General features: G+C 40.7%; 10 protein-coding genes. 4 read left to right on the top strand and 6 right to left on the bottom strand.

Annotated features, from left to right (window positions below):
• The first annotated feature begins 5 nt into the window (after positions 1 to 5).
• A complete protein-coding gene (locus ACWIUJ_RS01410; RefSeq protein WP_454168478.1) occupies positions 6 to 1,436 on the top strand; it encodes a hypothetical protein in 1,431 nt (476 codons plus the stop codon).
• Positions 1,437 to 1,440: 4 nt separating this feature from the next.
• On the opposite strand, the gene ACWIUJ_RS01405 is transcribed toward ACWIUJ_RS01410, so the two are convergent.
• A complete protein-coding gene (locus ACWIUJ_RS01405) occupies positions 1,441 to 2,037 on the bottom strand; it encodes a hypothetical protein (RefSeq protein ID WP_454168476.1) in 597 nt (198 codons plus the stop codon).
• A 64-nt stretch (positions 2,038 to 2,101) separates the two neighbouring features.
• Here ACWIUJ_RS01405 and der point away from each other — a divergent pair, with 64 nt between their 5' ends.
• Entirely contained in the window at positions 2,102 to 3,538 is a 1,437-nt protein-coding gene (gene der, locus ACWIUJ_RS01400; protein WP_454168474.1) for a ribosome biogenesis GTPase Der, read from the top strand.
• A gap of 168 nt (positions 3,539 to 3,706) precedes the next feature.
• Positions 3,707 to 4,636, top strand: a complete 930-nt coding sequence (locus ACWIUJ_RS01395) for a ribose-phosphate pyrophosphokinase (protein WP_454152066.1) — start codon at positions 3,707 to 3,709, stop codon at positions 4,634 to 4,636.
• 2 nt (positions 4,637 to 4,638) lie between these two features.
• Here the strand turns inward: ACWIUJ_RS01395 and ACWIUJ_RS01390 are convergent, their stop codons facing one another.
• Both ACWIUJ_RS01390 and ACWIUJ_RS01385 read right to left on the bottom strand, forming a co-directional pair.
• Complete coding sequence (locus tag ACWIUJ_RS01390; RefSeq protein WP_454152065.1) at positions 4,639 to 5,208, bottom strand: phosphatase PAP2 family protein; 570 nt, start codon at positions 5,206 to 5,208, stop codon at positions 4,639 to 4,641.
• 34 nt (positions 5,209 to 5,242) lie between these two features.
• Entirely contained in the window at positions 5,243 to 6,478 is a 1,236-nt protein-coding gene (locus tag ACWIUJ_RS01385; RefSeq protein WP_454168473.1) for a glutamate-5-semialdehyde dehydrogenase, read from the bottom strand.
• Between the two features lie 105 nt (positions 6,479 to 6,583).
• Between ACWIUJ_RS01385 and ACWIUJ_RS01380 the strand changes: the two genes are divergently transcribed.
• Entirely contained in the window at positions 6,584 to 7,207 is a 624-nt protein-coding gene (locus ACWIUJ_RS01380) for a hypothetical protein (protein ID WP_454168472.1), read from the top strand.
• A gap of 83 nt (positions 7,208 to 7,290) precedes the next feature.
• Here the strand turns inward: ACWIUJ_RS01380 and ACWIUJ_RS01375 are convergent, their stop codons facing one another.
• The 3 genes from ACWIUJ_RS01375 to ACWIUJ_RS01365 all read right to left on the bottom strand — a co-directional run bounded on the left by ACWIUJ_RS01375 (position 7,291) and on the right by ACWIUJ_RS01365 (position 14,636).
• Positions 7,291 to 7,524, bottom strand: coding sequence for a hypothetical protein (locus ACWIUJ_RS01375; RefSeq protein ID WP_454168471.1), 234 nt, complete (start codon positions 7,522 to 7,524; stop codon positions 7,291 to 7,293).
• 63 nt (positions 7,525 to 7,587) lie between these two features.
• A complete protein-coding gene (locus ACWIUJ_RS01370) occupies positions 7,588 to 11,112 on the bottom strand; it encodes an Eco57I restriction-modification methylase domain-containing protein (RefSeq protein ID WP_454168469.1) in 3,525 nt (1,174 codons plus the stop codon).
• Positions 11,109 to 14,636: a helicase-related protein gene (locus tag ACWIUJ_RS01365; RefSeq protein WP_454168467.1), complete on the bottom strand. Its 3,528-nt coding sequence runs from the start codon at positions 14,634 to 14,636 to the stop codon at positions 11,109 to 11,111. Before ACWIUJ_RS01365 ends, ACWIUJ_RS01370 begins: the two co-directional genes overlap by 4 nt.
• Positions 14,637 to 14,974 lie beyond the last annotated feature (338 nt).

Raw genomic sequence — 14,974 nt, 5'->3', positions numbered from 1 at the left:
TAGAAATGTATCAAGGAATCTTAACAGCACTCAATCCCCAAGAACAAAGTGGCAAAATAGAGCAAGCCGTCAATAAACGACAATATGATTTCGCACTTGAGCTATGGGAGGGCAAGGAAAGTGAGCTTGAGATTGGAGCAGAAATTGAATTTGACGCGGAGAATGGCAAAGTATTTAAAATCCGCCCAAAACCCAAACCCATAGACCCTGATGAAATCCCTGTAACTAAAGAATCTAAGGAATGTATCGATGAATTTTTCGCTTATGAAATGCAAATATTAGAAAAATATAAAGATTTCACGCAAGGGCATAAACGACTAGATTTTCTGCGCGCACAAAGATTTATCCTCACGGCGTATAATCACCTCAACGAAATAGATAACGCACTTGCAGACTCCAGATTAAAGAGTTTAAAAGATGAGATTCTCTCTTTATATGGGGATTACGAGTCCTATAACAAAAAGACAAGTTATTCGTTGGAATACAGCTTTGAAAAAATATTCCTTAATCGTCAAAGTGCTTATCTAAAGGCGGTGGAGCTTATCGAAATGACGCAAAGCTCTCTTGCAAACGCTCAAGCCCAATCCCGCACGGTAAGCAGAGAGCTCGAAGAAAAGGAAAGCTCATTAAAACTTTTAGGAGACAAAGCCAACACCGAAAATTATCTCTTATTAGAGCGCGAAGTAAAATCACTGCGCAAACGCGATGTAGATTTGCTTCAATACATTGCCAAACAAAAAGAACTTTTAGTCAAAACCACAGAGCGTATGAAAATATTTAGAGAGACGCATTTGCAGGAGTTTTCTTTGGTGTATGGCGCGATGAATAAAGACATCACCGAGCATTTTATCACGCTTTTAGACACCAAAGCGTATGATTTGGATTCTTGTTTATGGGGGCGAGCGAAAAAAAGCGAAAATGTCAAGTCGTTTTTCCGTGATGCGGGCATTGTAGGCGGATATAGCTCAAAGACATTTTTGCAGTATTTTTTGCGTGGATTGGATAAGAAAAAAATATCAGATAAAAGCAAGGAGCTATTTAAACTACTCCATTATTTAGAATCTGTGAGCCAAAAGAAAATTTTACTTATTGGGAAATCAGAATCTGATATTAACAGGGATATGCAGGTTATTTTAAAGGTGGATTCCTGTGTGTCGGTAGCTACACAACAAAAGATGATACCAGCTTTTAATGAGTTATGCACAAAAAACTATGACATTGTGATTATGGATTGGGAAAATGAGGGAGTAAATGCTGTTGATTTCATTAGAAAGTTTAAGCAAAGCAAAAGTGATTGCTCTGTGGTTTTTATCTTAATCGTGCCAGAAGGCGGAAATAGTGATTTTATGATAAAGGCGAGAAATCTTGGTGTGGAGCTTTTTGTGCCATTTCATAATGCTGATTTACTAAGCGATGCTGTGAGAATGGCGATTTAGACGCTTACAAACCCTGAGTGCTCTCACACTCTAACCAAAAACTTGCGTTTTTAGAATCTGCGTAATTTTGCTCTAAATTTATGTCAATTTTAATCCCAAAAGTCTCCTTTACAAAGGCATTACTACGCACGAGTAAGCACGCACTTTTTTCCATACTTGGTATGTAATCACTAATAAGAAAAATATATGGCTTGACTTGATAAAGCGCGTGAGCTCTTGGGGCGAAAAAGGCGTGGTTGTTTGAAGCCATTTTGGTATAGTAGTAAAACCCGCTTGAGCGAGTATTAAGCAAACCATTTTTGGTGCGCATAATGCGGATTTTTTCTTTGCCCTGTGATATGTCGCCATCGATAAATTTTGTGAGTTTTTTTGAAGTTATATATAACGCATACGATTCATCAAACATTCCAATATCTGCGTCCTTTTTGGCGAGCAAAAATCCGCGTGCCTCGACAAAATCTATAATATCCGTGTCATAATTTGATGGAAGCTCCCTGCTAGGAAACACGCTCGCACCGCCTAGTGTGATAAAGTTATCAGCATTAGCAATGCTCAAAGTAAAAAACAAACACACAATCTTGGCATAATTTTTCACTATCATAACAAATCCTAGCCCTAAATTACGCTAATATATCGCTAAAATTGAATTTCTCTTAAGGATTTATGTGAAAAGTATCGCTATTTTAGGCAAACCAAATGTTGGCAAATCTTGCCTTTTTAATCGTTTATGTAAGCAAAAAATTGCTATCACCTCAGACATAAGTGGGACAACGCGTGATATAAAAAAGGGGATTTGCACCATTAGTGGTGAGGAGTTTTGCCTACTTGATACAGGTGGAATCGATGAAGCCCAAAACTACGAACTTGTGCAAAATAAAAAGCAAAAAAAACGCGCCAAACTCGCAAGCGAACTTTATAAACTCGTATCGCAAGAAAGTCTTAACGCAGGCAAAAATGCTGACCTTGTGCTCTATGTGCTTGATGGACAAATGGGCTTAGATGATGAAGATGTGCGTCATATTCGCACGATTCAAAGACATAGTGCATTGTTTTTGGTGCTTAACAAAATTGATAATGACAAAATTAAAGACCAAGCGTGGCATTTCAGCTCACTTGGGATAGAGCAAATGTATCATATTTCTGTTAGTCATAATCGCGGGATAAGTCAGTTGCTTAGTGGCATTGGCGCGTATTTTGGCTTAGGAGAAGTGGTAGAATGGAGCGATGAGCAAAGCATTGAGGACTTTATAGACTCTTTGCCTAGCGAGGGAGATTTACCTACACAAGAAAATGCGCCAGATTCCCAAATCAAAGATACAAAGCATATTAAAATTGGCATTATTGGGCGCGTAAATGTCGGTAAAAGCTCACTTTTAAACGCGCTTTTAGGGCAAAATCGCAGTGTGGTGAGCGATTTAGAGGGCACGACACTTGACCCTGTAAATGAAGTAATCGAACTTGATGACTTTAATGTAGAATTTATCGATACCGCTGGCATTAGACGCGCTGGGAAAATTGAAGGGCTAGAAAAATACGCGCTAATGCGCACAAACCAAATCTTAGAGCAATCTCATATCGCGCTACTTGTGTTAGATTGTAGCTCTGCGTTTGTCGAGCTCGATGAGAAAATCGCCTCGCTTACACAAAAGCATAATCTTGGTGTCATCATCGTGCTGAATAAATACGACATCACCAAAGAGGACTTTAAGACCTTAAATAACGCGGTGCGCACGAGGTTTAAATTTCTTTACTTCGCGCCCATTATCTGTGTAAGCGCGCTTAATAAACGCAACATTGCAATGCTAAAAAATGAGATTCTCAAAGTGTGGCAACACTTTATGTATAGAATCCCAACTTCCGCCCTTAATGACCTCATAATGCGTGCGTGCGCTAAGCATCACCTCCCAAGCGATAGAGGCAAAATTGTAAAAATCTATTATGCCACGCAGTTTGAGAGTTGCCCACCACAAATTAGCCTCGTAATGAATCGCCCAAATGCGCTGCATTTCAGCTACAAACGCTATTTGATAAATTGCCTACGCGAGGAATTTGGCTTTAGCGGTGTGCCAATCATCATAAACGCTAAAGGCAAAAAAGAGTGAGATTGCGTGATTTGTATTTTTGCGTGATTTGGTGTTATTTTGTTGAGAATCTTTATTTGGATTATGTTTGTGTTTATGTTTAATATTTTTCATATACGATTCACACAAGCCCTAAATGGATTTAATTTTGCTTAAAGATTCTAAAACTTGATAATATAAGAGGAAAGAATGCGGAGTTTTAAGATTTTTTGTGGTTCAGCCCACCCAGAGTTTGGCAAAGAAGTGAGTAAATACTTGGATATTGTGCTTTCAAACGCTAATACCACGCGCTTTAGCGATGGAGAAATCAATGTCCAAATTGGAGAATCTGTGCGGGGCAAAGATGTATTCATTATCCAGCCCACTTGTGCACCCACTAATGACAATTTAATGGAGCTTCTCATTATGACGGACGCACTCAAACGAAGTGCTGCAAATACGATAAATGCCATTGTGCCTTACTTTGGCTATGCTAGACAAGATAGAAAAGCCGCTCCACGCGTGCCAATTAGTGCCAAACTTGTCGCCAATCTCATTCAAAATGCTGGAATCAACCGCCTTATTACTATGGATTTGCACGCAGGGCAGATTCAGGGGTTTTTTGATATTCCTGTGGATAATCTCTATGGTTCAATCATTTTCCGCGACTACATTAAGTCTAAGCATTTTGCCAACCCCATAGTCGCTAGCCCTGATATTGGTGGCGTGGCGCGAGCGCGATACTTCGCTGATAAACTTGGGTTGGATTTAGTCATCGTAGATAAAAAGCGAGAGAGGGCAAATCAAAGCGAAGTGATGAATATCATCGGTGATGTCAAAGGCAAAGATGTGATTTTGGTTGATGATATGATTGATACCGCAGGCACGATGTGTAAGGCTGCTGATGTGCTAAAAGAGCGAGGCGCACATAGCGTAATGGCACTTGGCACACACCCCGTGCTAAGCGGTCCAGCCTATGAGAGAATCGAAAAAAGCGCGTTAGATGAAGTCATCGTCTCAAATTCAATCCCGCTTCAAAAACACAACAAAAAAATCAAAGTCTTAAATGTCGTCCCGCTCTTTGCTGAAGTGATTCGCAGAATCCAGCATAGTGAAAGTGTAAATTCACTCTTTATATAGGCTTAAAATCGCAATCCTATACGGATTCCCACCATATCGCCACCTAAAGAATCTTCGCCAACTTCAGGCGTGATAACCATATTTTTAGGCTTATAAGGCGAAGTGAAAAGCCACGCAAACCCCCAACTTATCGCACCTCCTACAAGCACTTGAGCAAAAGAATGCTTCTTAGCGTGAATCCTAGAAGCCGCCGTAGCCACACCAATGCCAATAAGTGGCAAAGACTGCCTAAACCCATAGCGATAATACACATACGAAGCCGCGCTAAATGCTCCCGCCGCGTGTCCGCTTGGCATACCTCGATATTCATCACAGCAAGGTCGCTTCGCAAAAGCCACGCTTGCACCTTGCGTATGTGCGGTGTGGAATCCCAACTTGATAACCTCAACACTCACTTGAGAAGCCGCCGTGCCGAGTGCTAACTGCATAGCTCCCTCATAGTCCTCGATTCCAATGCTTATAGCAAGCGGGATTAAAGGAGCGAGACGAAATATGTCGCCAAGTTTTTGGAAGCTATCTTCGGACTTTATCACACACACACAAAACGCCATAAGAAAAAATATTTTACGCATTCTTTTACACCTTTAGTTTAATATTTTAGAGAATCTACCCTCTCACTGCACCATTTGCAGTGATTTTGTATTTATAAGTAGTAAGAGATTCTATCCCCATAGGACCACGCGCGTGAAGTTTAGAAGTAGAAATCCCAACCTCCGCACCAAACCCAAACTCCCCACCATCGCTAAAGCGCGTAGAAGCATTCACATACACACACGCGCTTTGCACTTGGTTTAAAAATGCTTCCGCCACGCCAATATCATTCGTAATAATGCTATCAGAATGCTGTGAGCCAAAAGCATTAATATGACTAATCGCCTCATCTAATCCACCCACAATTTTAAAGTTTAGGACATTTTGCCCATACTCTTTGGTGTAGTCTGCTTCCCCGTCTATGGTGATGATTTTAGCCACTTGGCTATCTCCTAGCAATGTCGTGCCCTTTTGTTTAAGGGCTTTAGCAAGTGTGGGCAAAAAGTCTTTAGCAATGGCATTATCAAGCAAAAGTGTTTCGATAGCATTACACGCAGCAGGATAGCTCGTTTTAGAATCTAGCGCAACGCTAAGCGCGTAATGCTCGTTAAAATCACTATGTATATACAAATGACACACGCCCTTATCGTGTTTGATAATAGGAATCTTGGAATGCTCTTGCACGAAGTGTATAAGATTCTCCCCACCGCGCGGGATAAGCAAGTCAATGTATTTCTCTTGCTTTAAAAATTCCGCGACATCATCGTGGCTTTCTAGCATTATTATGCACTCTAATGGGAGATTATGTGCCTTTAGCGCGTTATGTAGGCATTGCAAAATCGCCCTATTTGAATGCAGGGCTTCTTTACCGCCCTTTAACACGCATACATTTCCACTCTTTAAGCAAAGCGCACTTACATCGCTCGTTACATTGGGGCGCGATTCATAAATCACGCCGATTACGCCTAGTGGGACGGAGACCTTTTGGATTTTTATCCCGCTTGGCATTTCCCAGCCACTTAAGATTCTCTGCAATGGGTCGCTTAAGCCTGCGATGACTTCCAAAGAATCTGCCATTGCCTCTATTTTTTTTTCATTAAGTTCTAGTCGCTTCTGCATAGATTCTGCAAGGTCTTTGGCATTACGCAAATCAATGGCATTTGCCTTGATAATCTCATCTTTGGCATTACGCAAAAACTTCGCCATATCGCGCACTACCGCACTGCGCCTTGCATTGTCTAAAAGAGCGAGTGTGAGGGTGGCTTGTTTAGCCGCTTGCAAGTCTTGCTCTAAGTTTGTTGCGCCCTTCATTATCCGCCTTTTGTGAATCTTTTGCGTAAATTTTAGCATAATTATGTAGCTAAAAATTTCAAATTTTCATTATACTTTTTGCTTCATCAAACACAAAGGATAGCAATGCAAGATTTTAGTAATTTTAACAAAGATAAGATTTGCGAACTATTTTCACATAGGCGCATTTCAAGCTATGACAATATCAATCAGCATTTTGAAAATTTTGCACTCATTGGCTCAATCGCTGAAAATCTAGGCATAGCAGAAGTGCTACTGCGAAACAAAATCGATTCTGTGATGAGCGGGATAGATTTGGCGTGGCTTGATAATCTGCCTAACGACATAGAGCTAGAAACGCCCAAAGAACCAAATCCCGCGCGCGATAAAATCATATCGATTCAAAGTTTGGGATTTTGGGTGTGCGTAGTGGATTACTACAAAATTCATAATCAAATATTTAGTTTGGATTTTTTGGATAGCGTGGATTTTAAGCGGTATTATGAGAGAAATGTAAATGGCTTTAAAAATGGTTCAAAATTAAGGCGTTATCAAAAAGCAGGTTTGATTTTGCATTTGCTACGAAATCTACGCAACCGCGCATTTCACTTTGAAAATCTATACAAATTAAACATTGACAATCAGCCACGCCTTAGCGCAACTCTCAAAAAACCAAAATTCATAATAAACCTTGAAGTTACCAAAATACAAATGTTTTTAAATGATTTGATAGATGAATTGTCAAAATGAAGTTTTTAAGAAGTATGGGGAATAAGGCTCCCCAAGAACACGGGTGAATTATGCCACAGCAAAACTTAAAATATTCTTAGTTTTTAATGTGTTTTGGATTCTACGATTTGGATTTCATTAGAATCTAGCTCGTAGAGGGCATAGACTAGCGAGTCGATTTTGGATTGTAAATCTTTGATTTTTGTGTCATATTGAGGTTTCGCAGAAACCGAAATATCTTTGTTATCATTTTGAGCGGAGCAAAAAATCTCTTTTGTTGATTGAGATACTTCGCTTTCTTGCGAAAGCTCAGTATGACAAAGATTTTTTGACTCCAAAATTTTATCGACTAGATTTACAATCTCATCGGCGATTTTTTGGATATATCGCGAAACTAGATTCTAATCCGTGCGGAATGCTATGTCGTAGTTTATGATAAAGTCTGTTTCCTCATCGCTCAAATCATACAGCGGACAAATTAGCCTATCAATTTCATCGATTATGTGTTTTGATTTGCGGAGTTTGTAGGTTTTTACGCCATTGCTAAAATCTGCATTTTTCTCTATATCGCTTTCATATTTTTCGCCCAAATCGCATAATTGTTTTAGGACTTTATCGCTAAATGTTGGGATAGGAAATCGCTCAAATTCATACACATAGCTATGTCGTCCCTCGCTATAAGCATTTCTAAACCACCAAAAAAGAGTGCTTGACATTAGCGCGACTAACGCTTTTGAATCGCTCACCGCAAAACTCTTTTGCGTAGTGGATTCTGTCGTAGAATAACTTGTGTATAAATCATAATATCTACCGCCTGTGTCCCTATAATAGATTTGCTCATCGCCATTCATTGCGTCTTTTAGCGTGTGCGTTTGGGCGTAAAGCTTTTGCATTATAGATTTTTCGATAGGCAATCCTATCTTGCAAAACGCGCCATTTTGGATAAAATCAAGCGAATCTATAAAGTGCAATTTGTCGATTATCTCTGCGATAGAAGTAGTGCTGTGGCGTAGATTTACCTTTGTGGTAAAGAGATTTTTGGCTTTTGTGTGGGTTTTGGCAAAGTTTATGATACTTACTCGCTGGTCTGCGTTTGGGAAAATCCGCGCTGGGGCATTGCCATAGTTGCTAACCTCAATCCATTCGCAATTCTCCAAAAGCATTTTATGCAGGGCAATATTTGACTTGCTACTTGTTACGCTAAGTGGGACAATGTAGCTAAGATTGCCATTTTGAGCGAGTAAGTCAAAGCCCTTTTCTATAAAAAGTTTGTAAGTATCCAAAGTGCCTTGCTTGGCGTGTTTATAGGCGTTTTTAAATTTTTGCTTTTGGGGTTCATCGATTTTCGCACCATACGGCGGATTGCCGATGACAATGTCAAATCCGCCCTCGTTAATGACATTTGCAAAAAAGAAATTATACAAAAAGACTTTGTCGGTGTGAAAATCGTTTGTGATAAAGTCATCTGCTAGGGATTGCAGGGCTGGGATTTGGTGCAGTAGTGAATCTATCTCTTTTGTAAGTCGCTTTTTTGTTTTGTCGTTGTTTGGCGTTGATAATTCTTTGGTTTTAGAATCTATGTCTTTTTGGATTTGAGCGATTCGCACTTCAAAGGCGTTTGACATAATGGATTTGATTTGAGATTTGAGCGTGTGCTTTTTGTGTGCGTCATTTTGGGCGTAGTAGTCCAAAAAGAGATTTTGCAAACTCTTTGCTATGTCGTGGCTAAAAATGATTTTATCGGCGTTTTCATCAAAGAGCTTGGTGCTTGGAATCTCGCGCATAAAATCACGCGGGATAATCTCTATGCACTCTTTGCCTACGCTTAATGATTCTAGCAAACTATTGCCCTGCATAAATTTAAAATCAAGGTTTGGAAGTGGGCTTGGGCTGACTTCATCGACAGCGATTGATAGCCAAAAGCGAAGCCGTGCGATTGCAATAGCGTCTGCGTCAATGTCGATACCATAAATACAATTTGCGATAATATCACGCTTGTGCTGTGCCTTTTGCGCATCGCTCATCGTTTTATCAAGCGTTTCAAGCACCTGCATAATCTCACTCAAAATCCCCATAGGAAACGCACCAGAGCCAATGGCTGGGTCTAAAATCTTTAAATTTAGCAATATAGCTTTTATCTCCGCGCCATTTTTGTGGATAAAGTCATTATCGCTTTGTTTATTGGCGATGAGATTTTGGATTTGTTCTTTGTGGCTTGGATAGTGGCGTGAAAAATGCGCTATAAGCGCGCTTTGTGCCATATAATGCACGATTTCGCGAGGCGTGTAGAATGCTCCGCTCTCTTTGTTGTAATCGATTAAGTTTTCAAAGACTTTGCCTAGCATTTCTGGGTCTATGCTGACTTCTATGTCGGTGGGCGTGGATTCTTCAATGGTGAAATTGTAAGATTCAAAAAAGTCAAAAATGGCTTCAAATGTGGGATTGTCTAACACTTGGGCGATAATAAAATGGGCTTTGTTTGCGCGGAATATTGTAGCGTTGTCATATTGAGGTTTCGTAGAAACCGAAATATCTCTATTTTGGGACACTTGAGATACTTCGGCTAAAGCCTCAGTATGACAAATGGAAGTTTTGGATATTTCGCTTCGCTCAATATGACAAGATTTATTGTTAGCAAATTCGTCCTCAAACAAACCACCATTAAGAAATGGAATCTTGCAATCAAAAAGCGCGGAGTAATCGTCCTCTTTACGCGCATTTAGCGAGTCAAAAAAGAGTGGCGATAGATACTCGCTATAAAAATTTATGTTTTGTTGTCTTGCTTTGCAAAAAAGATTATGCAAAAAGTTGGTATCGCCCTCTCCGTAGGATTTATCACGCGGGACGCCTAAATAGCCCTTTTTTTGTAAAAAATACAAAAACACTATGCGCCCTAATAGCTTTTTGGCAAAGGATTCTATCGCTTTGTGTGAATCGCTTATGCCTTTGTAGTTGGCAAAAATATGGGCTATATTTGCTTGCGTGAGTTTGGCACAAATGGCGTCATAGTGCTTTTTGTAATGCTCATAAAATTCCTTGCTTACGGGCTCTTGGGAAAAGGCTTCCTCTAAATCGCTTTGCGTGAGTGGGGATTTTTGGGCTTTTTTGATGAGTTCGGCTAGGGCTTTTTGTGCGGTGGCGGTTTTGGTATGCCCTAAGATGAAACTTTGGCGTTTTAGGTTGGAGTAGGTGGGTTTGTTTAGCTCGTAGTCGTAACCGCTAGTAATCAATGATAAGCGAAATTCTGTGGACGCGTTGTCTTTTAGCGATAAATCGTGGATCTTACCACTCGCTTCGTCAATAGACGCTTTAGTCTTATTTTCTCGCTCGTGGCTTCGCAACCACGATTTTTGCTTCGTTTCACTCGCAACCCGTTGGGTCTCATCTAAAATACTTCCGCGCTGAGTTGCTCGGTTGTCATTCTCATCAAAAATCTTAGAATTTACTTTTTTTGTCATTGCGAGAGGATTCGTAGAATCCTCGTGGCAATCTATGCTTTTATTTTGGATTGCCACACTTGCTTCGTTCGTTTGCAATGACGGATTGTTTGGATTTACCCACCCCCTAACCCCCTCCGCAAGGGAGGGGGAAGATTCAGAGTCGCCGTGCGCTAACGAGGGGGAATGTGGCGTGTGGAAAATCGCTAAAATCGCGTCTAATCCTGCGTGTTTTAGGATAGATTTTAGCTCGGTGTGGATGCCCACTTTTGCGCGGATACTCTCACACTCAAAGATATATATGCCAAAATTTTTATTGCTAAGTTTGAAATTCTCACAAATAGCGGTTTGGGATTTTAGTATGCTGTGGGGCAATGTGCGTTTGTTTGGCTCTATGAAGTGGATTTGCGGGAAAATCTCTACTAAAATCGCTTTGAAAGATTCTAACTCAAATGTGCTTTGTGTGAAATGTGTGATTTTGTCATTCATTTTGTATCCTTTGTGTGATTAGTTTTTGTCATATTGAGGGCTAAGCCCGAAATATCTCTATGTTTGATGTGCGAGTGAGATATTTTGGATTCTTCGGTCGCTGTCGCTCCCTCAGAATGACAAAATGGGGTGGTGGTATGACAAGATTGTTTTTGTGGATTGCCACGACTTGCGCTTGGCGAGTCTTGCAATGACGGTGTTACTTGGTTTGCCACACTCGCTTTGCTCGTTTGCAATGACAACCCACCCCCTGTATCCCCCTCCGCAAGGGAGGGGGACATTTTTTGATTGCCACGATTTTGCTTCGCAAAATCTCGCAATGACGAATCGTGGGAATCTTTGGGGTTACCATCTGCAAGGGAGGGGGAATTTTTTGGAAATGCTGAAATGGAGAGCTGGATTTGTGGGGTTTTGTCCTCTGTGGAGGGCGTGGGATTCTCTCTTGGGATTTTGTCTTGGCATTGTTGATAAATGCGCTCAAAATCCTCTTTGCTCTTTGCTTTGTCAATGTCTTTGTAGAGATTTGTCAAAGTCCCTTTGTCTAGCACACGCACGATTGTTTCTATTTGTGCCTCGCTTAGAAAATCCATAGCGTTAAGCGTTTTTAGTCGGGCTTTTTGGACTTTGGGGTCTTTTGTGGTGTTTGGGATTTCAAATAGCGTGTCTTTGTGTGGTGCGCTAAATTGGGATTTGTGAAACTCTACAATGCGCTCTATATCGCTGTAATGCTGTGTGGTTTGGGATTTGGTAGGCTTTGTGGGTTTGGTGTTTATGCGGGATTTGAGATAGCGTGCCATTGTGAAAAAATCGCTTGGATAAACCTTAGATTTTCTAGAATCTTCGCTGTGAATGGCGTAAAAATAGTTATTGCCACTTGGATTTTTCATATAGCAAAAGCATTGCAAAGTATCCGTGATAAAGGTGCGCGATTTTGGCTTTAGCGCGTGTATGCGAGCAAACTCATCGGGATTATTTACATAGAGTTTTTTAATGTCGTTTAAAAACTCCGTATCATCGCTTTTTTCATCTTGCTCTTTGTAAATCGTATCGCTAAAAAGCTTTTGTGTGCCAAACTCCTCGCTACTATCATAAATCGCGCTATCTTCCCCAAAAGTGAAATGAAAACTTTGGAGCTTTTGATATGCTTTAGCGTTAAATCCTAAAATCGCATCGCCTAAATTGCTAGGCTTAAAATTATAAATTTCAATTTGCTTATGTGGCGTGCCTACGCGGTTTATACGCCCGATTCTCTGCATTAGATTTGTGGCACTCCACGGGGAGTCGTAGTTTATGATGATATGTGAGCGGTGGAGATTTACTCCCTCTGCGAGTGTGTCGGTGGTGATTAAGATATGAAAATCATCTTTTTTAGATTCGTAGTTTGCATCAAAGTTTTCGCGGATAGCTTGGGCGTTTGCTTCTCTATTGGCAGAATCGATTTTTAGGACTTTGTGGTTTGCTAGATTTGTCGCTAGATAATCCGCACTTGCCTTTGCCTCTGTGAAAATAATGATTTTTTCGCTTTGTTGGGTTTGGAAAAAGTCTTGCAACTTGGCTTTGAGTTTGTCTAATTTAGGGTCGGTATGTATTTCTTGCCATTTGGCTAGCAAAGTTTGGAGTGTGGCTAAATCAGATTTTAAATTTGCTTCATAGTTTGGAGCAAAATCCTCTTTTTGCAATACAAAGGCTTTGTCTTTGTCTAAATACTGCGCGATTTTCTCACTCCCCTCATCGCTTAAAATATCATCGTAGAATGTGTAAAGATTGCCTAAAAATTTAGGGATTGCGATTTGCCCGCTATCAAACATTTTTAGAAAGGCTTTGAGCGAAGTGATTTGGGCTTGCAAAGTGGTTTTAAACGCCTCCATACTCGATTCAAACCGCTTAAACGAAATGATTTTGATAAGCCCTGCTAGGCTTTGGGCTTTGTGTGTAAAGTTGCTCCTGCCGTATTCTTGCTCAAATTTTGCTTTTCCGTTTTCATTTAGATTTGGATAAATGAGGTAGCGAAAGTAGCCAAACTTGCCTATGGAGTTTTGCTGCTCATTTAGCAAATGAAGCGTGTTTAGGGCTAGGGCGTGGGCTTTTTCTCTCAAATCATAGAGCAATTCGCTTGGTGGCAAAATCTGGGGGAACACAATATCTTGCTCCGCTAGATTTCGCGCAAAACTCTCAATGCTCGTAATATCCGCCCTCGTGCGCCGCACCATAACAAAGCGCAATAATTTGTCTTTAATGCGCTGTGAAATGGCTTGGAGCTTTGCTTTTTGGGCGTTGATTTTGTCGAAGTCATCTTTGCTAAACGCAGATTCTAGCTCTTTTTTGATTTTTTTAAAATCGCTTTTTAGCGGGGCGAAAAAGGATTCTAAATTGTCTATGTCCTCGATATTGCAAGCGAGTTTGTCTTGGAAAAGGCAAAGTTGGGATTCTATGTCTTGCGGGGAGTTTTTCTGCGGGGTGGCAGAGAGCAAAATCACTTTTTTACGCGCATTTTTAGGGGTCGGCGTCTTTGTGATATTTTGCAGGGCTTCATACCGCCCTGTGCTTGTGTGGGCTAGGTTGTGAGACTCATCGATGATGATTAGGCTATATTCGCTAGGATTTTTGACTTGCTTTTGGAGCATATCATAGCTTAGCACTTTGCGGTGATTTAGCCGCACTAGCTCTAAATGCTCCTCCCAATTTGCCTTTAAGGCTGCTGGGCAAACGACAAGGGTTTTAAAATGTTCATCTTCACTTTCAAACTTTTTAGCAATGATTGAGGCGATGAGAGTTTTGCCAAGCCCCACGACATCGCTTAGGAAAAAGCCATTATATTTCTCTAGCTTATCTAGCCCCTCGCTTACGGCGGTAAGCTGATAATCGGGCTTTTTAAACCCGCGCGGAAAAAAGGATTTGAGGCTAGAATCTACTTTGATTTTGTTTAGCCCAAAGTATTGCATTAAAAGTTTGTAATAAATCTCTTTTGGGGTGCATTCTTTGAGATAGGTGCGCTCTTTTATGGTGGATTCTAGCCTCACGGCATCCTCGCTTGTAAGCGCGATAGATTTGCCCCAAAGCTCCTCAAACTCAAAAAGCGCGTAGCCTATATCATCGCTATCTCTAGATTCGAGATTAAACTCGTAGTTTTTATACAAGCCATTTTGGCTTAGATTTGAGCTACCTACGATAAGCGAGCCGTTGTAGTTTGTCTGCCCTGTGTGTGATGTGGTAGGCTCGGTGGAGAAAATGTAGAATTTTGCGTGGGTTGGCTTGTCTTTGATGATGCGGATTTGGAGTTTGGACTCTTTTAGCGCGGTGATGAGTAGCTCAAATGAAATCTCGCTTGAAGCGCAATATGGCGCAGTGGCAAAATGTTCTGCTTGTGCGTGATAAAAATTGTCCTTAAATGTGGCGAAAATCTCGTGTTGTTTATGCGGATTTCGCGCTAAATCCTCTACTAAATGGTTTAGCTTGGCAGTTTGTAAATCTGCGTTTAATCCCACGAGAATGCGGATAGATTGAAATCGCGCGATTTTAGGCATAAGCAAATCCCATAAATGTCTAAATCCGCTTGCACGAAAAAAGCCTATGAGAAACGCTAAGCGCGTGATTTTTATGCTATCGTTGTTGATAATATCTTTGAATTTGTTTAAAAGGGTGTTTGGGTCGGTGTTGTTTGTGAATTTGGAATTTGTGGGTTTTTGACTTGGGGCTATGGAGTTGTGATTATCGTTAGTGTGGGGATTTGTTGTGGTGGGATTGGTGTCTAAAGTTGAGGCTAGATTTTGGTTGTTATTAGAGAGAGAGAGAGAGAGAGATGGCTTTATTTTGAGAATGGTTTGTATTCATTTTGTCCCCTTAGAGTTTGTATTTTTTGTTT

The sequence above is a fragment of the Helicobacter sp. 23-1046 genome (assembly GCF_053654635.1).
The sequence above is the reverse complement of the archived record's forward strand: the minus strand, read 5'-3'. Positions and strand labels throughout refer to the sequence as shown.

Bases quoted from the DNA above. Each gene is read 5' to 3' on its own strand.
- ACWIUJ_RS01410 (WP_454168478.1), top strand. From the start codon at position 6: ATGTATCAAGGAATCTTAACAGCACTCAATCCCCAAGAACAAAGTGGC.
- ACWIUJ_RS01405 (WP_454168476.1), bottom strand. From the start codon at position 2,037: ATGATAGTGAAAAATTATGCCAAGATTGTGTGTTTGTTTTTTACTTTG.
- ACWIUJ_RS01395 (WP_454152066.1), top strand. From the start codon at position 3,707: ATGCGGAGTTTTAAGATTTTTTGTGGTTCAGCCCACCCAGAGTTTGGC.
- ACWIUJ_RS01390 (WP_454152065.1), bottom strand. From the start codon at position 5,208: ATGCGTAAAATATTTTTTCTTATGGCGTTTTGTGTGTGTGTGATAAAG.
- ACWIUJ_RS01385 (WP_454168473.1), bottom strand. From the start codon at position 6,478: ATGAAGGGCGCAACAAACTTAGAGCAAGACTTGCAAGCGGCTAAACAA.
- ACWIUJ_RS01380 (WP_454168472.1), top strand. From the start codon at position 6,584: ATGCAAGATTTTAGTAATTTTAACAAAGATAAGATTTGCGAACTATTT.
- ACWIUJ_RS01370 (WP_454168469.1), bottom strand. From the start codon at position 11,112: ATGAATGACAAAATCACACATTTCACACAAAGCACATTTGAGTTAGAA.
- ACWIUJ_RS01365 (WP_454168467.1), bottom strand. From the start codon at position 14,636: ATGCCTAAAATCGCGCGATTTCAATCTATCCGCATTCTCGTGGGATTA.